Origin of the sequence: Dyadobacter pollutisoli, assembly GCF_026625565.1 — a bacterium.
In the GTDB taxonomy this organism is placed as follows: domain Bacteria; phylum Bacteroidota; class Bacteroidia; order Cytophagales; family Spirosomataceae; genus Dyadobacter; species Dyadobacter pollutisoli.
The window spans coordinates 6,564,019-6,582,273 of record NZ_CP112998.1 but is presented as its reverse complement, the minus strand read 5'-3'; the positions used below and the strand labels follow the sequence as shown (position 1 = coordinate 6,582,273).

The following is an 18,255-nucleotide window of genomic DNA, read 5'->3' as shown; positions in this document are numbered from 1 at the left end:
TGTTAACATTTCCCACAAAAACAAAAATTTCCATTACTTTTGTAACAAATCCAGCAGCACATGACCGAAGATCACATCATAGGAAATAACATCAGGCAGTTCCGAGAGCGCTTAGAAATGAGCCAGCAGGAATTGGCTGGCTTTCTTGGTGTTACCACTCCATTGATCAGTTACTATGAAACCGGCAGCCGCTCGGTGCCAACTGATAAAATTGATAAGCTTGCTTCCCTTTTCGGGGTGGATGCCTACGATCTTTTTGAAGAAAATGCGGCTCACCACACCGCCAACACCGCTTTTGCTTTCAGGGCCAGCGAGCTCGTAAATTCTGATTTGGAGCAGATCGCGCAGTTCAGAAAGGTTGTTAAAAATTATATCAACATGAAAACCTTGCTTCAACGTGGCCAAACAGAAGAAAGAGAAGGTTCAGGTTCTTGAACAAAAAGCAATTTTGCAAAGACAAAAGTGGAATTATCATTCCACTGAGCCCATTCAGTTAAAGAAACTTCTGTTTGAGATCGGCGTAGTAGCATTGTTCAGACCGATGAGCCTGCAATTTTCAGGAATGGCAATTAGAATTCGAAAGGGCGGTGAAACTTTCAGGTTCATGATGATCAATTCCGATATGCCTGTGGGGCGGCAAAACTTCACGATCTGTCATGAGTTATACCATCTTTACGTTCAGGAAAACTTCGAGACCCGCATTTGCAAGGTCGGGAGTTTTGACAAAAAAGACCCGGAAGAATACAATGCTGATACTTTTGCCGTACACTTCCTGCTACCCGCCGAAGCACTACTTACAAGAATCCCAGCGCAAGAACTTGATAATAGGAGCATTAGCCTCAGTACTATTCTGCGCATTGAGCACTTGTTTGAATGTTCCAGAGAATTTCTACTGATAAGACTTAAAGAACTTAATTTAATCACCGACCAGGAACGTGAGCAATTTCAAAAATCCGTAAAAAGTACTGCTCAGCGTTACGGTTTCCCACCTTATCTCTACACAAAAAGTGCCGCCGAATCTGTTGTAGGCGATTACGCTTCACTGGCGAACGATCTGTTCGACAGCGAACTCGTTTCCGAAAACCACTATTACTCACTCATGGAAGATCTAGGCTTCGACCTTTCTGAAATTGATTTACAGGAAGATGAAGCAGAGTGAGCGAATCATTTTAATTGACGCAGATGTTGTCTCCCATTTTCTGACTGGCGGATGCATTCTTGTACTTCCAAAAATCTTCCCTTATCCTATCAAGGTGCTGACGCAGGTCTACGCCGAACTTGAAAGATTCCCGAAGCGAAAAACGGAGGTCGATAACTTGTTAAATCTGAAACTGATAGAGAAAATACCTTTCCCGGAAGAGGATATGAACATTAAAAAGGAGTTTCTCAGACTTAGCAGAGAAAGAGGTATTGGGGAAAGTGCATGTATGGCTGTCGCTCGCTTTCGAAATAATATCCTGGCAAGCAGCAATCTCCGAGACATTAAAACGTATTGCGAAGCCAACAAAATCGTTTACCTCACCACAATGGATTTTCTATGCCGGGCTCTTAGCTCCGGCAAAATGTCGCTGGCCCAATGCAACGATTTCATTAAACGGGTTAAGGAAGTGCGCGGCAAACTGCCTGTTGATAAAATGGAAGATTTTAAATGCAGACAGATCGATTTTAATAGCTGATTTGAGTTAATCCATCACCCCACTCTTCAAAATTCCGCTGCTTATCAGCTCGATAGCTTCATTGTTTGTCATAAAACGTCTCTAATTAACAAGAAAAATGCCCGCAAGACCAGCTCACAGGCATTCCTCTAAATCACACAAAAACCTCACTTCTTAGCCCCTTTCACTGCCTTAATCGGGAAGTCGCCGTATTGAGATGATATGATGCCGGTTAATGTGTCGCCTTTTTGCATGAGGCTGTATTTGAACACGCCGTTTTGGTTTTCGGTTGTAAACGTGACTTTGCCCTGATCCACGTTCAGCTCCTTTACTTCCTGCTTTTCAGCGGCCTCTACGTATCCTACCGTTTTGTTTTCCTTTTGCTCAAATATAAAAAATCCCGATTCGTACTCAGGAGGAACATCGCTGATCAGATATTTCCATGTGCCAACCAGGTCGTCGGCCGTGACTGCCGTTTTTGCCGCAATTGAAAAGATGCCAATCGCAATTACCATCAGGAAATAATACTTTGTTTTCATCTTGGACCAGTAGTTTAAAGTTTGAAAGCCTTGACATTTAGCCTAAAAATAAGCACAAATCCCGATTTTGTTCAAAAACTTTAAAAGAAAAACATATCATAATATCTCTATGTATCCATCCGTTCCATTAACCCGGATCCGCTGCCCGTCTTTAATCAGTTTGGTTGCATTTTCGACCCCGACAATGGCCGGTATGCCATACTCACGGGCAATCACCGCTCCGTGGGTCATGAGCCCGCCTACCTCGGTGACCAGGCCTGCTATGGACACGAACAATGGCGTCCAGCTGGGATCGGTAAACGTGGTCACTAATATGTCGCCATCCTCTATCTCAGCATCTTCCATGCTGAGGATCACCCGCGCCCGTCCTTCAATCACGCCGGAGGAAACAGCCAGACCTGCAATAGCGCCCGCCGGAAGGTCTTCCCGCTTGTACGCACCTGTTACGATCTCTCCATCAGATGTCATCACACGCGGCGGAGTCAGTTTTTCATAGTTTTTAAAATCATCTTTTCGCTGGTCGATGATCTGTTGATCCAGCTTATCGGTCCGTACCACTTCGCGGAGTTCTTCAAAGGTGAGGTAATAGATCGCCTTTTTTTCATCAATCACATTGGCATGAATGAGGCGTTCGGCTTCTTTCAGTAACGCTTGCTTATATACGAAGTAACGTTCAACAAGGCCATACTTTGGATATTCACGATAACCGCTCAGATTCCGGACCAGGTCGACCATTCGTTTTGTTTCCTTCGCCTTTTCCTCGCCATCCGGTAGTTGCTTCAATCGGTCGAGTAACTCTCGTTCTTTTTGCTGAGCCTCCTCTCTCCCCTGCTCAAATTTCCGTTTGCCAGCATTGGGCTCAAAGTTTTTGATGTTACTCAGAATGATCGGGATCAGCACAGCTGGTTTTTCACTCCATCGCGTCTTGGTAATGTCGATTTCACCGGCGCACCGCATTCCGTATTTATTGAGATAATCATAGATAGCATCCCGGGTTTCTTGTCCACCATTAAATTGAATGAGTTCTTCCAAAAAGTGATCATTTCTTGTCGTTTTCAAATAAGCAATTACTTCGGGATAAGGGCGGATCACGTCTGCCACATCCAGTAGTGCCAGACCCATCTCCGAGGTAACATTGTTAGGTACGGATTGGGAAATCGTGTCTGCCGCATTTTTCTCACCCAACCATTCATTCATTTTTTCATTGATCCATGAAGCTGCATTCATGCCCGTCATAATCGCACCAAAGCTCTGCGGCGCATGCAATGTCGTCTTCAATTGCGCGATATCTTCCCGGATGAAATCAAACAGTTCCGGCCCTGATTTCGTCCGGATGTTTTGTTTTAATGCTTCCATTGATGACTCACTACGTCTGATCAAATCAGAAACGACTGCCGCCGGTCCGCCTTCCGAAGTATAATCGTTTAGTGCCTTGTAATTCGTAGGCGACGCAGCTTTGTCGCTTTTACCGGGACTTGTTTCTATTTCTGCATCTGGTAATGATTTTATAACATCTCCCCGGTCTATAATTGTTGTGAGTGCGTCTTTGATGAGCGGATCGAATTTTCCCAGGGTGTCTATGATCGACAACCGGTTGGCGGGCGAAGCGAGCATGGGCGTAATATCAACAAACAACCTCCCCCCAGCTACACGCATTGACGCAGGGGTGGTTAACAGCCAAACTGACAATCCCAATGGCTTCATCGCATCGGTCATCATCTGTTGATGGCCAACCGACAAATAGACGTGCGTGTCTTCATCATTCGCTTCGGGGATCGGGTACAATGTCGTGATGGGCCTACTCTGCACAATATAAAATGTGTCCCCAGCCAAACACCATTCAATGTCCTGTGGGCGACCGAAATGTGCTTCGATCTTTCTTCCTATACTGGCCAATTCTAAAATCTGCTCATCCGTCAGCGCTTGTATGTTTTGCTGAGCTGGTTCAATCTCTTGTTCCTTGGTACCGCCTTCTTTTAATGCATTAATGGCCAGTTTCTTCGTAGATACCTTCTTGTCGATCACCTTGCCTTCACGTACTTTATAAACATCAGCATTCACCAGACCGGAAACCAATGCCTCACCCAACCCAAAGCTGGCATCAATGGATACCACTTTTCTATGACCATTGACGGGATCGGCAGTAAACATGATCCCTGCTACTTCGGGGAAAATCATTTTCTGAATAACAACGGACAAATGCATCTTGCCGTGATCAAAATCATTTTGAATGCGGTAAATGGCAGCGCGATCCGTAAACAGCGATGCCCAGCATTTGCTGATATGTGCCAGGATCGCTTCCTTTCCAATGATGTTCAAATACGTATCCTGCTGGCCTGCGAAGGAAGCTGTCGGAAGGTCCTCAGCCGTGGCACTGGAACGTACCGCATAAGCATTCATTTCTCCATACTTCGTGAGGTGCCGCGCAATCTCCTCTGCTATTTCGTTGGGAATAGACTGGGCCTCGATGGAAGCACGGATTTTTGCACAAATTCTGCTGATCGCAGCTCTCTCCTCAGCTCGGAGGAGTGACAATTCATCCAGCAAGCTACTAAGCTCCCGATTGTTTTCGGTCACTTCTTTGTACGCCCGGGTGGCAACACAAAAACCCGTTGGTACCTGTATCCCCCGGATCTTTGACAACTCGCCCAGATTGGCCCCTTTGCCACCGGCTACCGTCAACTTCGATCTGTCGATCATCTGAAAATCAAATACGTAAGTGTTCATTTTCACAGCTTTTTTGAAATGTGCAAAGCCAAAAATAGATGGTCTGATGTATCAAAACATCGTTTTTCAACTATAGTTTTTTATGCACAATACCGCAGAAAGTAGGGACGTTATCCATACAAAAAAGAGCAAAATTTTTCTTTCCAAACCGCTCCATTGTGCAATGAATCTTGCACAACAATCCGCAACATTCCAGTGGCTCAGCCGGGATTTCAATGGTATAAATTGAATAATGACGCAAATCGCCCTTCATTTGTCGCATCCGGCATCGTTATGTTAAAATGAGTTTTTTCACCTTTGTAACAGAAACTATTCACAAACAAAAACGAAAAAAACAATGACTGCGACTGCACAAAAAATCACCGTGGAGACCTTAATCAATGCACCGGTTTCGAAAGTTTGGACAATCTTCAATGCGCCGGAACATATTACGCAGTGGGCCACCGCCTCGGAGGACTGGCACACGCCATACTCAGAAAACGACCTGCGTGTAGGAGGAGCTTTTAAAAGTACAATGGCCGCAAAAGATGGCAGTTTCAGCTTCGACTTTGGTGGTATTTATTCAAAAGTGGAAGACGACGCCTACATCGAATACGACATGTCCGATGGCCGCAATGTGGCGGTTACATTCACAAAAGAGGGCGATTCTACGAAAGTAACAGAGGTTTTCGACGCTGAAAATACCCACCCGGTAGAAATGCAGCAAGCTGGCTGGCAGGCTATCCTCGACAATTTAAAGAAACACGTTGAATCTGTTTAACGCGTTTTGAAAGAGTTAAAGCATATCGATATTAGCCGTGAAAAGGTTGGAGAGGTAGCAGATCGAATGCTACCTCTCCAACCTTTTACAATTTCAGGATAGCCCTGGCTTCCTCGGCACTGTAATATGGGCCGATTTCGGATTCGTCAATGATTTCCTCAATCTGCTCGTAACTTGGAGGTGCAGTAGCCGTCTTGACCTCGTGGATTTCGATCAGTTTTTGATCTTGTAACTCCTGCAGAACATGCATTACTTTTTCCGAATCTGTTTCGGTCAAAATTGTAATTTGAAGCGTCTTCATTTTGTGAAAGATTTAAATGTTTGTCAATGTTATCATGCGTGCACGCCTTTACGCTGCGTAGCAAACCAGCTTTCAAAATCGATCATACCAATGTACGGATTTTGCCTGGAAACAAGTATTTCGTCGGTCAATTCTGAAATGAAATAGCGGGCATGTTTGTCGCAACGGCCAGGTAAGTTTCACAAAAAGGCGCGCGATTCGTTACCTTTGCCCCGTAAAGCATTCATTGATCTTTTGTTAGCACCCACCATTTTACCACCAGACGCGCTCTTCACGCCCTTTGATGACTCTGCAACTGACTATCCTTTACCCGAGAAATTCAGTTTTCCGCTTGGCTATCATCCTCATCCGCTCGGCTTGCGGGCAGCTGAAATGCTGCAATCACACCTCGAAAACCAACAGGAATGGCAACACAATTTTGGTTTGTCGAATGATACAGATAACGTGATCGGGAAAATGTTTGGTGTGCTGGTAGTGAGGACGGAGCAGAATGAAATTGGTTACCTGGCTGCATTCTCAGGCAAGCTGGCAGGCGGAAATCATCATGCCAAGTTTGTGCCCCCGATCTTCGACGGCGTAGCAAAAGGCGGCTTCGTCAATGCCGGAATGACAGAACTTGGGAGGATTAATGAGGAAATCAGAATGCTGGCGGAGGAAAAAGATGAATCCCGCGAAACACAAATCCGGGATCTGAAAGAAATGCGAAAAAAGCATTCTGTTTCGCTGCAGAAGGAAATTTTTGATCAATATCATTTTCTAAACCAAGCTGGCGACCGGAAGAGCTTGCGTACGATCTTCTCCGATGCCTCCTACAAAAATCCGCCCGCCGGTGCAGGTGAATGTGCGGCTCCCAAATTACTTCAATATGCTTTCCAACACCGAATGAAGCCGCTTGCTTTGGCTGAGTTCTGGTGGGGAATGTCGCCCAAGTCTGACTTTTGGAAACACGGTCATTTTTATCCCGCATGCCGTGAAAAATGTGCGCCTATACTGGCCCATATGCTGGCAGGAATGGAAATCGAAGTGGAAGCGAATGCTTTTTGAAGCAACTCGCTTCCGCCAAATCAAGATTAGAGAAAAGGCATCCCTTCTATTTAAATCCGAATATCAATGGGAATATGAAAGTTACGATGATGGTCCAGACAACGTAAACCGGCAGATAGAACGCCATCGCCCGTCCGACTCCGGCCAAGTCTGATTTTTTTGAAATCACCCAGTAAAGTCGTGCTGTTACCAGGAGCATATTGATTAATATTAACACATTACTACCCAGTACTGCGGCCCTGTTGGGCGTAATTCCCCACTCTGCAATGCGGAACAAAATCGCTGACAATGCTATTCCATTGACAATCACCGTCACAACAGATAGCAGGAACAGCACCCAAATCTCCGGTTGACTTTTCGCTTTCTTGGATGTCTCGGCCACAGAAAAGAAAATAATGGCCATCACCCCGATCAGTAACACATTAAAAATCAACAGGAATTCTCTGTCATTATAAGGGTCTTTTCCGGAATAAACGATTGCCGACAGATAAATCAGTAACATCACCAACACCAGCGGACTGAATATTCGGGCAATCACAGGCGACACTTTACCTACCAGCTGCGGGTTCGTCTGTGTAAGATAGGTACCTACAATTGGCGCGGAGGAAAGTCCGAAAATTCCCACATATTGAAAATAAAATTCTTCAATTTTAAGGCCGATCAACCCGAAAAGATTGATGGTCACAGCCGTCATAATCGCACCTGATATCAAAATGAGCGCAGTCATTACGATCAGGTCACCATTGTACCTTAGATAGCCGAGCCGTTTCTCCACATCACTTCGCTCCTTACCTACAAAAGCCAAACCTAATATCGCCCATAAAAACAAGGCTAAATGAATGCATGATAATACAAGCGTATCGCTTTCCTTGACATCGGGAAGAAAATTGATAAAAACCGCAGCGGCAAGCGTTGCACCGGCCATCAAACCTATCTGGGCAGCGGATAACTTATTTTTCCATGCAAAGTAGGCTGATACCACCGGAAAGCCGATAAACCCAATATTTCTGGGATAGAAAAAATCTTCGCTTACAGATAAAATTGCAGGAAGCTTTGCGATCACCCCAGCGACGAAGCAAGCAAGGAGGATAAACAGCAATTCCCGGTTCGTCCCAAAGGAAATTTCTTCGCTTCCGAAGTTGAGTCGTTCGTTCCAAAAGCCTGCGAGAGACTTGTCTTTGAGTTCCGGATACAAAGCTTTGAATGCGCGCTTAAAAGTCGGTTTGTCCGTCCGATACAACCTTTCGAGCTGCCCGGGATTGTCGAGGTTTAACAGGATTTGCTCTTCCATAATACAATGCTATGATTTTGTCGGTGTTTTTAAAAGTACTTTGCATTACAAAGTAAATCATTTCCAAAGATATAATCCAAGACAAATTCTATTTTTTTATTTGCATTCTTTTTTAAGATCCTAATCGTGTGAAATCTCTCGTAAATTGCTCTAATAAAAGACGATATCACTCCTCTCCAAACTCCAATAAATCCCCGGGCTGGCAATCCAGTGCTTTACAAATAGCTTCCAGCGTGCTGAAACGAATGGCCTTTGCTTTTCCTGTTTTGAGTATCGAAAGATTGGCCAATGTTAAATCCACTTTCTCAGAAAGCTCATTCAATGACATTTTTCGTTTAGCCATCATCACATCAAGGTTCACAATAATGGGCATGGCCTATGTAGTTAATTCGATCAAATATCAATAATATTTTATTGATAAATAATAAATACAGATTCAAGAGATTAAATTAAGCATATAATATTACTGCGCTCAAATGTAAAACGACGAAATCCTGGAAAATCAGGACCCCGTCGTTTTACATTGAAGTAAGACTAAAAATGCTAGTACTTCAACTCTTTAAGCTTCGCCACAACCCGGTTTGCAATGATCTGATAACCTTTGTCATTGATGTGGATATAGTCCGCCTTATTATCAGGACGCAAACCTGTCGGGAAATTCATGTTTTCAAGATCAGCCAGGTCCTGTGATGTCGGCGTGTAATTGATTGCCGCCATTTCCGCGGCAGTAGGCGGTGTCATCGGTACAAATGCCCGACCATACTTCGAAGAAAGTTTCTCGTTGATCGCGATCACTTTGTTGTATCTGTCGGTGCCTTTTACTTCCGGAACGGCAAGCAGTATACCCAGCACAATGTATCGTTTCGGGTCGGTAATGTAAGCGATTGAGCTGTCCAGTGCCGAAATGATCTCGTCCTCGGCAGTTACGTGATCCATGTTGTTGCGGCCGTACCACAGGATCTGTGTCGCGGATTTGAGCCGAAGCGAATCTTCAATCACAAATTCAGACCCCGCCGGAATAGCAGCAGTACTCTCGGAATCAGGCGTGAGCGTATACATTTCCCCTTTTTCTTCATTGGCCATCCTGGTAACAGTGCATTTCACGCCGGCAATGGTGCCCGCTCTGCTGTAAGTGTTGTAGTTGATGGGCGTAGACAAAAACTCGTTGCTCAATTTTGTAATCTTTACCGCCTTGGCACCATTCAGTTTATCACCTTCAACCGATAGCTTAATTGGTGTTCCGCCCTGCCTGCATGCAATTGAGAGGGCTATTTGTCCTCCGATACCGTCGCTAACGATGGGCCTCCCGGGCAACATTGCTCCCACGAGTGTCCCGTACGGGAAAGTCCCGCCCGCACCGATGGTCAGGCTGTCGCCAAAAAACGCCAGTGTCTGGTCCCTTTTCGGCTCCTCCGCCATGGGCTCCGACTCCTTGTCATTTTTTGAAAGGACGTTGTCCAGTAAATCACTGCAGGATGTCAATAATGTTGTGGTCAAAATGGCTGCGCCCGAATGCAGAAAAAAGCGTCTGCGGCTAAAATTGTTCCGGCTCTGAGAGCCCGGCCTATGGGGATGATCGTCCATTATTCTGGTTAAAAGAAGTGTGAGTAAATTTCAAACCTCATTCAACAATAATCATTCCAGCATTTTGACCCCGAATGTAGCTTTGGGATGTGTCCGCGCGGTTATTTCCTTACTTCGGCCACCATTGACATATCATGTGAGCCGTTATATTTCTTGCTTTTGAACGTTAAGTTCGTAATATTTATTCTAAGGCTTTTCCCTGGTTAAATGATGTAAATCCGACACAATGAAGGCTCATATCCTCTGCACATTAGTGATTTTGATCACGCTGCCCGTTTTTGGACAGGTAGAAAAAATCCGGAACCTGCAGCAAAGCCTGCCTTTAATCAAGGATAGTATGCAATATGTGGATGTGGTCAACCGTATATCGCTGCTTTTTTACGAACAAAATGCCGACAGCACACTTTACTACGGACTCCGTGCCCGCGAGATCGCTTTCCGGCTGCATTACGCAAAAGGACTGGCCGATGCGACTAATAATCTGGGAGTTGTTTTCGACATAAAAGGTAACGTTCAGCTCGCGCTGCGCTATTATAATGATGCTTATAACGAGTACACAATCCTGGGCGATTCCTCAAATATTGTGCAAACACTGATGAACATTGCCACAGTTTATGGAATCAGTGGGAAAGATCAGAAGGCGCTTTCCAATTTTGGCCGCGCGCTTTCCCTCGGAAGCCGGATTTCGCACGACTCTATTACGGCGCTGGTCATTTACAACTACATTCTGTCCTTTCCCCAAAAGTTTAGCGACAGCAAAAAGAAAGAACTCACTGAAAAAGCTAGCCAGATCGCAACGAAATATCGCGACGCGCGACTGAAGCTGGCGATCCAGCAACTGCAGGCGGACAATCTGATCGCAAATAATGAGCGCGAAAAAGGAATGCAGCTCCTGGAAAGCACCCTGGCCAGTGCACTGAATATGCAGCTGTACTACCTCAGTATGGACCTGCTGCTCGATTTGGGGGATAATTATTTTGCCAATGAGCCCGATAAGGCCCTCCGATTCTATACGCAGGCCCTGAGACTCGCCGAAGAAAAAAGCTATCGGATGTATGCCAAGGATATTTGTAAAAAACTATATGACATTTATCTCTCAAAAGGCGATACCCAAACCGCATTCATTTATAGCCAGAGACTGCTCAAACTGTACGAAGAGCAAGCGGAAATAGACAAAGTTTCGGGGATCGATTACATTGAATATGCGGTGAAAGATCAGCAGCTTATTTCGCAGCAGGTAGCAGCCGATTATAACACCAAGATGCTCTGGCTGGCCATAGCGGTTTGTTTTCTGACCATTCTCAGCATTATTTTTCTATGGAGAAACTGGAAGCTCACCGGAAAAACCAACGAAGTGCTGACCATGCAATTCCGGCAGCTTGAATCCACGACGGAAGCGCTTGAAAGTAGTAACCAGAACTATGCAAGGCTGATCAAAATGGTGGCGCACGACTTGCGAAACCCCATAGGAGGCATTCATTCGCTTAGCGCCCTGCTCAAGGAAGGAGACCTGCCCCCGGACACAGCTTCTGAGTTTATCCACCTGATTTATGAATCCAGTAATGGTTGCCTCAAGTTAATCGGCGACCTGCTACAGACCGATTTTGATTTCAAAGAATCGGAGCTTCAAAAGGAGGAATTCAACTTGTCCCGTTTTCTTCAGCAAGCCATTACCCTACTGACTTTTAAGGCGAACGAAAAAAACCAGCAGCTGATCCTGGAAGACTCGGTGCAAACTATGATCACCGCGGATCCAGACAAGTTGTTGAGAGTGCTGAACAATCTGATCGTCAACGCCATTAAGTTTAGTCCTGATGGAGAGGTTATCGAGGTTAATACGGAACAGTCTAGTAATGGCGTGGTCATTTCGGTGAAGGACAATGGTTTGGGGATTCCTAAATCCTATGCCGCAAAGCTGTTTGACCCATTTACCCCTTCCAAAAGGAAAGGAACTGCCGGCGAACAGCCGTTTGGCCTGGGGTTATATATCTCCAAGCAAATTGTCGACGCCCACCGCGGCAGGATCTGGTTTGAAAGCGAGGAAGGAAAAGGCACGACGTTTTTCGTGTTCCTGCCCGAGGAAAAATCCTTTGTTACCGAAACCACAAACGTCCGGGACAAAGTCAGCGGAAGCTAAAACAGGCTCTTGTCGCAACTCGCTTTTTTAAGCTTCATAAGCTGTAACAATTGCGTGGTGTACACCGTATCAATGTTTGCTTTCGGGACAAAGGCGGCTAGCAATTCCGGATCGTCGGACAAAATGTAGTCGTAGCAAAAGTCATTCTGAGCGTTTTTAAGCACCATCAGCTCCTGATTGTAGCGAATGTATTCCATCCTTCCCGGGTTCTTGACCGTCGCAGCTATCGCACTCCAATAGTGGTAAAAACCATTGTTATGCTTAAAGAATATCCCGACATTCTTATGATCGCCTTCAATGTGCCCCAGTAATGGTTTAAAGCTGAGGTAATTGTTAGGATGGCTAAGGAAATACGCCCTGTCCCGGCCCATACTCAATATATTTGACGAGCGGTCCTGATCGTAGTACCCGACTTTGGTCAGTAATGCAAACACTTTCGTCCTTTCACTATAATCCGGCCATTTTTTAAGGGGATGACAACCATCTTCACCGGGGAACGTGTAGTAAGCCCCAAGGTACTTTTCATATATCTGACGCTGTGTACCCCCATTTTCACAAATGGCGATTGGAATGTGACCAAGCAGCTTTCGGGTGAGATAATTGATGGAAACAAGCTCCTTACTTGGGTTCCCGTACACAAACGGAACAGAAAGCAGCATCAGGGGTGCTGCCAGCCAGGCGAAGCTCCATTGTATTTTACGACAATAGATGTAGGATATCATCACAGCGCCCATTGCAAAAAAAGGCATTTGCGTCCTGGTACTCCAGAGCTGGAATTTCATCAGTGTACAAAACACAATGAAACCCATCGCTGAACAGATCCAGAACCATTTGATACTCCATTGCCGCACTGCAAACAGCATGACAAAGCTAGCGACCAGGATAAGCCAGAAGTGGATCGTGTTCGGTATCATATCCTCATGCACCGAATACTTGACCGAAAACGGATCCAGGCTAATGTCCGGATCATCGATCTCCACGCCCATTGCCTCATGCAGGCTCCTGATCTGGCCATCAACGATCCGGTTGAAACGGGTATCGGGTAAGCCGAGGTTCAGTCCGGCGTTCTTAATGAGGGTAGAAAACGTGAATAGTGCAGAATGTTTGTTAGCAGGCAGCTCTTCGGAAGCAAAAACGGTATTTCTCAGCGGGCTCATAATATGCCCGAACAATGTATAATTCCTGTAAAAAAAAGGAGCAAATGTCCCCGTCAGCAACACGATAGCCAATCCTAAAACTTTTAGAGCATACGAGATCCGGTATTGAACCAAAATCCGGATCGCAAAAAATACAGTGAACGGAATGGCAAAAATAAAAATGGTGTATTTCGAAAAACCTCCAAACGACAGGGACAGGAGAAACATCACCAAAGTCAGTACAGAGCGTTTTTCGAGCAGCTGAAAACCCAGATACACGTAAGAAATGAAGAAAAAGCAAGCACAATAATCAACTTGTGTGCTGGTACTTTCGAAGATACTGATCGGTAATGTGAGCAGAAATATGGCAGTGAGTAATTGTCCCTCCTGCTTTAAACCAAGCCGTTTGGCAAGCAACGAGACCCCGGCCAGCGACCCTATAAAGGATCCAAACTGAATCAGGCCTGCAAACTGGTCCGAGCCGGAAAGCAGGATCGTGTCCAGCACCAGGTATTCGGCAAAGACATTCAGGTAGAGCTGCTGTAAATGTAAGGTTGGAAAATGATCCAGATTGCCATTGTTGATCCAAAACAGTACCCTGTTGAGGTGGTACATATGAGAATCAAAGTTGTTCGGAGCTGCATATACGGCCAGGAACAGCAATGGAAGAATGTAAAATAGCAACGCTGAGACGATCACCACCTTATTAACTGTCTTTAAGCCACTGAGCCGGACAGTCTTTTTCAATGAAGCCAGTTTTGAAAAACGAATCGCTCCGGTCTTGTTCCAAAAAAACAGCAAGGCAGAAATGCATGTAACCGTTATCAACCAGAAAATCAGCGCTGTTTTTGCGTTAACCTGATTGAATGCGGATGCCGATTCATTATATACAAACACCAGGACAGCATTGGCGATCAGCGAATAAATAAACGATTCACGCGCATTGGTATACAGGTCATTTCTGGATGAATGAAGAAAGAAGCCAGCAAAAACCAATGCAACCGACAGCAGTAGTAAACAAAATCCCATAAAGTTTTATAGAAGGGGTGCTATTAACGCGTAGAATATCTATTACTTGCTGATAATCAACCGCTTTAAATACAAATATATATGATTACCGGCCTATTAAAAGCATTCCGATTCTCAAACGGCACACATTCCATATCAACCGGTTTGAAGCTAGTTGGATTTTTATTTTGGACTATTTCCAATAACAAGGATATTTTCCATATATTTGGATACTTCAATCTATTAGCCATGTGCTCTAATGGATAATTGGGTATATAAGGTTGTACAGTTGAAAACACCCTGCAGGTCTTGCCCGCAGGGTGTTTCTGTATTCCGGTTGGTTAGTTTAGCTTTGTAATGCTAAAAACCACCATGCATTTGGCACGAATCATCGAATCATTATTATGGAAAAAGAGATCAGAATACATTTTCGTCACTGGGTATATATTGATGAAATGAAGTTTTTCGGACCGGGCCGCGTTGAACTTCTTGAACTTATACAGGAAACCGGTTCTATTATGAAAGCGGCCAAAGCCATGGGGATGTCTTACAAAAAGGCCTGGGCCATGGTCGACCATATGAATACCTATGGCCGGCAACCTTACGTCATTACCCACAAAGGCGGACAGCAGGGTGGCGGGACTGAGCTGACCGAAACTGGCAAAAGTGTGATCGAGGCCTACAAAAAACTAACCGCAAGATTACAGGAGATCGTGGCAGCTGAAAAAGAGCTCCTGGACCTGATCTGACAATTTTCCAAAAACAGGGGTTTTCAAAAGGCCTCTAATTGATAACAACCACTTTCTGCTGGACGACTTTTTCGCGGTTGCTCATCCGCACAATGTAAATTCCCGATGCTGCCGGTTGGATAGGAAGGCTAACCGGCCCGCTCCTTCCCGAAATTCCTTCTTTCAGGAACACCACACCGCTTGTGTTTATTAATTCCACGGACTCGAAAGGCTGGTCCAAAACCATGGTCAATGTACTGTTACTGATCAGTGACGGCCTGACGAAGTTTCCGCTCATATCTTCATCGCCGGTTTTTACAGTAATGATCCTCGAATATTCAAAGCTGTCGTCGGTATCGATCATTTTCAGACGATAGTAGAGATTTCCCCGATCATTTACCAAATGTGAAAAGCTGTACCTGAAACCTTTGGCCGCATTCTCGCCCTGAATGGTGCCTACTTTCTCAAAACTGCTGACATTAAGGCTGAATTCTACATCAAATGCTTTGAAATTTTCTTCGGAAGAAGTTTCCCAGGTCAAATTAACCCCCTCATTACCTGGCAGTCCTGAAAAATTGACCAATGTAACAGGCAATGCATCCTCAGCTACAATGCTGTAAACAGAACTGCCCGCTACCGCATAGATCTCACCAGCTTCGTCTTCCCCAATGTTGACAGTATTGATAAGTGCCGAGGTTTGAAAAGTTTTGAAAGAGTTGTCTGCCAAAATCTTGTGAATATCTCCTGAATATACATCCGTTCCGATGTAGTAACCATACATCAACGGCCAGTTGGTACCGCGGTAAACCACGCCTCCCACCACTGATTTCCCATTGACGGAACCGGTCACATAAGTGTAAACCGGGGGAGTGTAGGTAACACCCGGTGCATCGCATCCAGTCCGATCTGCTATACCCGGCGTCGCAATATCCCCTTCATAACACCGCCAACCAAAATTGGCCCCCAGTGCAGCCGCAGTGGTAATGTGGTTTATCTCCTCGCGTGCACTCTGCCCCACATCGCCTATCCACATATCATGACTAAGTCTGTCGAAGCTCCACCGGAACGGGTTTCGCAACCCAATGGCATATACTTCGCTAGTGTAAGGATTATCGGCAGGTATTGAGTAATTTTTTCCTGTACTGGCAACGTCCACATTGATTCTCAGCATTTTGCCCAGCAGGCTACCCGTGTTTTGTGCATTTCCGCTGGCATCATTACTACCGCCGCCGTCGCCGGTAGACAGATACAGCAACCCATCGTCATACCCAAAACGCAGGACGCCGCCATTGTGATTACTATTAGTGGGATGCGGGATTTTAATGATTTCGAGTCGGGTACTGGCATCGGCGGAATTACCTGTGGCGGTATACCTCGCCACTACGAGATCACCCGGGATATCGGTATAGTAAGTATAAAAATAGCCATTGGTCTCAAAATCCGGATGAAAAGCTATGCTCAGCAAACCACCCTCTCCTGTCTGCGACACCGTAGGGGCGATGCTGTTCATATTCAAAAAAGTAATGGGCGTACCCAATGCACCGGGTTCGAAGTATTTAATGATTCCCGCCCTTTCCGCAATGAAGATCCGGTTGGAACCATCACCTGCGTGCACAAGTTGCATAGGCGATGTCAAGCCTGTGATGACAGCAGGCTGTTTTATGGTAACATTTGGTTCCTGTGAAAATATCCGTTCTGAAATGGTGAGGAAAAGTATTATCAAACAGAATGTTAATACATGACGATGGTCAATTCTTTTCATAGCACACACATTTAAATTGTAGATGAAAATTACATAATACTATTTCGATGTTAATTGTAAATTTATACTACAATACTTGTGCCCGATTGAGACAAACACAAGCCAGTGGAACAAAAAAGCCTTTCGGCGACTACACCAAAAGGCTTTCAAATGAGCTACGCCTGCCTATTCGTAGAAGAACGTACCAAATTCGCTCCTTATCGTCAGTTTCTTCACAGGTGACTCCTCTACCCTGCCAACAATCTGAGCATCGATTCCAAATGATTTTGAAATTTTGATCACCCTTTCGGCATGTTCAGGAGCGAGGTATATTTCAAGCCTGTGGCCCATGTTAAACACCTTGTACATTTCCTGCCAACTGGTACCACTTTCTTCCTGGATCATTGCGAACAATGGCGGGACCGGCAACAGATTGTCTTTGATAATGTGAAGGTTATCAACAAAATGTAGAATTTTTGTCTGCGCACCGCCACTGCAGTGTACCATGCCATGAATCTCCGGTCTCAGCTCATCGAGCAGCGCCTTCGCCACAGGAGCATAGGTACGTGTGGGCGAGAGAATAAGTTGGCCTACATTGAGGGGGGTACCTGCTACGGGATCCGTTAGTTTTTTGCTTCCGCTGTAAATGAGGTCCTCATTTACTTCCGGGTCAAAACTTTCCGAATATTTGGTCAGGTACTTTCCTAAAATATCATGTCTGGCAGAGGTAAGACCATTGCTTCCCATTCCACCATTATAGCTTTGCTCATAGTTGGCCTGCCCGTAAGAGGCCAGTCCTACTATCACATCGCCTGCTTTAATATTAGCATTATCCACCACTTCCGACCGTTTCATGCGGGCAATGACCGTGCTATTTACAGTTACAGTCCTTACCAGGTCACCCACGTCAGCTGTTTCACCGCCGGTACTGTAAATCTCCACGCCGTAGCTGCGCAGCATGTCCAGCACCTCTTCCGCGCCATTGATCACCTCGGCAATGACTTCACCGGGGATACGGTTCTTATTACGGTCAATGGTCGAAGAGTAGAGCATAGGTCCGGTGGCGCCTACACACAAAAGATCGTCGGTATTCATCACAATCGCATCTTGCGCAATGCCTTTCCAGACGGATATATCACCTGTTTCTTTCCAGTATAAATAAGCCAGGGAAGTTTTGGTACCGGCCCCGTCAGCATGCATAATGGTGCAATAATCAGGGTCACCGGCTAATGTATCAGGGACAATTTTGCAAAAAGCTTTGGGATAAAGCCCCTTGTCGATCTTTTCAATTGCTTTATGTACATCTTCCTTGGATGCCGATACGCCGCGCTGGAGATAACGGTCGGTAGTTTTCATCTGAGCTTTTTTTATTAAATATAGCTATCCTCTTTGAGCCACAAAAGTAGACAAAAAGGGGGCTTAAACCTTTACTTTAACGAAAGTACTCCTCGTTTTAGAAAATCAATTAGTTACAAAAAATTGCAAATAATAACTGTTTATTAAAATTAGATAAATGCAAATTTCTGGTTAGCTTTACAAACCCAAGGTAATTACAGAAAAAACCATAGAATCTATTGTCTGATAGTTTTTAATACCTGACCCAA

At 45.2% G+C, this 18,255-nt stretch carries 16 protein-coding genes; 7 read left to right on the top strand and 9 right to left on the bottom strand.

All coding sequences use genetic code 11. From position 1 onward, the window contains the following. Window positions 1-60 precede the first annotated feature (60 nt). Genes ON006_RS27255 through ON006_RS27245 form a run of 3 tightly spaced genes read left to right on the top strand, consistent with a single transcriptional unit; the run spans window position 61 to window position 1,676 of the window. A complete protein-coding gene (locus ON006_RS27255) occupies window positions 61-435 on the top strand; it encodes a helix-turn-helix transcriptional regulator (RefSeq protein WP_244821349.1) in 375 nt (124 codons plus the stop codon). Beyond that, complete coding sequence (locus ON006_RS27250) at window positions 398-1,159, top strand: ImmA/IrrE family metallo-endopeptidase (protein ID WP_244821348.1); 762 nt, start codon at window positions 398-400, stop codon at window positions 1,157-1,159. Before ON006_RS27255 ends, ON006_RS27250 begins: the two co-directional genes overlap by 38 nt. After that, a complete protein-coding gene (locus ON006_RS27245) occupies window positions 1,146-1,676 on the top strand; it encodes a type II toxin-antitoxin system VapC family toxin (RefSeq protein ID WP_244821347.1) in 531 nt (176 codons plus the stop codon). The genes ON006_RS27250 and ON006_RS27245 overlap by 14 nt, the downstream gene beginning before the upstream one ends. Window positions 1,677-1,822: 146 nt before the next feature. On the opposite strand, the gene ON006_RS27240 is transcribed toward ON006_RS27245, so the two are convergent. Beyond that, window positions 1,823-2,194 carry a hypothetical protein gene (locus ON006_RS27240; protein WP_244821346.1) on the bottom strand — a complete coding sequence of 124 codons (372 nt, stop codon included), beginning with the start codon at window positions 2,192-2,194 and terminating at the stop codon, window positions 1,823-1,825. Window positions 2,195-2,290: 96 nt separating this feature from the next. Further along, window positions 2,291-4,921: a phosphoenolpyruvate synthase gene (gene ppsA / locus ON006_RS27235; RefSeq protein WP_244821345.1), complete on the bottom strand. Its 2,631-nt coding sequence runs from the start codon at window positions 4,919-4,921 to the stop codon at window positions 2,291-2,293. Window positions 4,922-5,258: 337 nt separating this feature from the next. Between ppsA and ON006_RS27230 the strand changes: the two genes are divergently transcribed. Then, the gene (locus ON006_RS27230; protein WP_244821344.1) at window positions 5,259-5,681 is read left to right on the top strand and encodes an SRPBCC family protein; all 423 of its coding nucleotides are present in this window, start codon (window positions 5,259-5,261) and stop codon (window positions 5,679-5,681) included. Between the two features lie 85 nt (window positions 5,682-5,766). Here the strand turns inward: ON006_RS27230 and ON006_RS27225 are convergent, their stop codons facing one another. Next, window positions 5,767-5,982 (bottom strand): hypothetical protein, encoded by a 216-nt coding sequence (locus ON006_RS27225; protein ID WP_244821343.1) that lies wholly within the window; start codon window positions 5,980-5,982, stop codon window positions 5,767-5,769. Between the two features lie 156 nt (window positions 5,983-6,138). Here ON006_RS27225 and ON006_RS27220 point away from each other — a divergent pair, with 156 nt between their 5' ends. Continuing rightward, window positions 6,139-7,026, top strand: a complete 888-nt coding sequence (locus ON006_RS27220) for a pseudouridylate synthase (RefSeq protein ID WP_244821342.1) — start codon at window positions 6,139-6,141, stop codon at window positions 7,024-7,026. A 46-nt stretch (window positions 7,027-7,072) separates the two neighbouring features. Here the strand turns inward: ON006_RS27220 and ON006_RS27215 are convergent, their stop codons facing one another. The 3 genes from ON006_RS27215 to ON006_RS27205 form a co-directional block, all read right to left on the bottom strand. After that, window positions 7,073-8,317, bottom strand: coding sequence for a hypothetical protein (locus tag ON006_RS27215; protein ID WP_244821341.1), 1,245 nt, complete (start codon window positions 8,315-8,317; stop codon window positions 7,073-7,075). Window positions 8,318-8,483: 166 nt separating this feature from the next. Continuing rightward, complete coding sequence (locus ON006_RS27210) at window positions 8,484-8,690, bottom strand: helix-turn-helix domain-containing protein (protein WP_244821340.1); 207 nt, start codon at window positions 8,688-8,690, stop codon at window positions 8,484-8,486. A gap of 170 nt (window positions 8,691-8,860) precedes the next feature. Next, on the bottom strand, window positions 8,861-9,901 hold the full coding sequence (locus tag ON006_RS27205; RefSeq protein ID WP_244821339.1) for an SGNH/GDSL hydrolase family protein: 1,041 nt from the start codon (window positions 9,899-9,901) through the stop codon (window positions 8,861-8,863). 226 nt (window positions 9,902-10,127) lie between these two features. Between ON006_RS27205 and ON006_RS27200 the strand changes: the two genes are divergently transcribed. Then, window positions 10,128-12,038, top strand: a complete 1,911-nt coding sequence (locus ON006_RS27200; protein WP_244821338.1) for an ATP-binding protein — start codon at window positions 10,128-10,130, stop codon at window positions 12,036-12,038. Here the strand turns inward: ON006_RS27200 and ON006_RS27195 are convergent. Next, window positions 12,035-14,203 (bottom strand): ArnT family glycosyltransferase, encoded by a 2,169-nt coding sequence (locus ON006_RS27195; protein WP_244821337.1) that lies wholly within the window; start codon window positions 14,201-14,203, stop codon window positions 12,035-12,037. The genes ON006_RS27200 and ON006_RS27195 overlap by 4 nt on opposite strands. Before the next feature lie 383 nt (window positions 14,204-14,586). Between ON006_RS27195 and ON006_RS27190 the strand changes: the two genes are divergently transcribed. After that, entirely contained in the window at window positions 14,587-14,931 is a 345-nt protein-coding gene (locus ON006_RS27190) for a winged helix-turn-helix domain-containing protein (protein WP_244821336.1), read from the top strand. 34 nt (window positions 14,932-14,965) lie between these two features. Here the strand turns inward: ON006_RS27190 and ON006_RS27185 are convergent, their stop codons facing one another. Together ON006_RS27185 and ON006_RS27180 are read right to left on the bottom strand one after the other, a co-directional pair. After that, a complete protein-coding gene (locus ON006_RS27185) occupies window positions 14,966-16,672 on the bottom strand; it encodes a PQQ-dependent sugar dehydrogenase (protein ID WP_244821335.1) in 1,707 nt (568 codons plus the stop codon). 165 nt (window positions 16,673-16,837) lie between these two features. After that, the gene (locus tag ON006_RS27180) at window positions 16,838-18,007 is read right to left on the bottom strand and encodes an AIR synthase-related protein (RefSeq protein WP_244821334.1); all 1,170 of its coding nucleotides are present in this window, start codon (window positions 18,005-18,007) and stop codon (window positions 16,838-16,840) included. Between the last annotated feature and the right edge of the window lie 248 nt (window positions 18,008-18,255).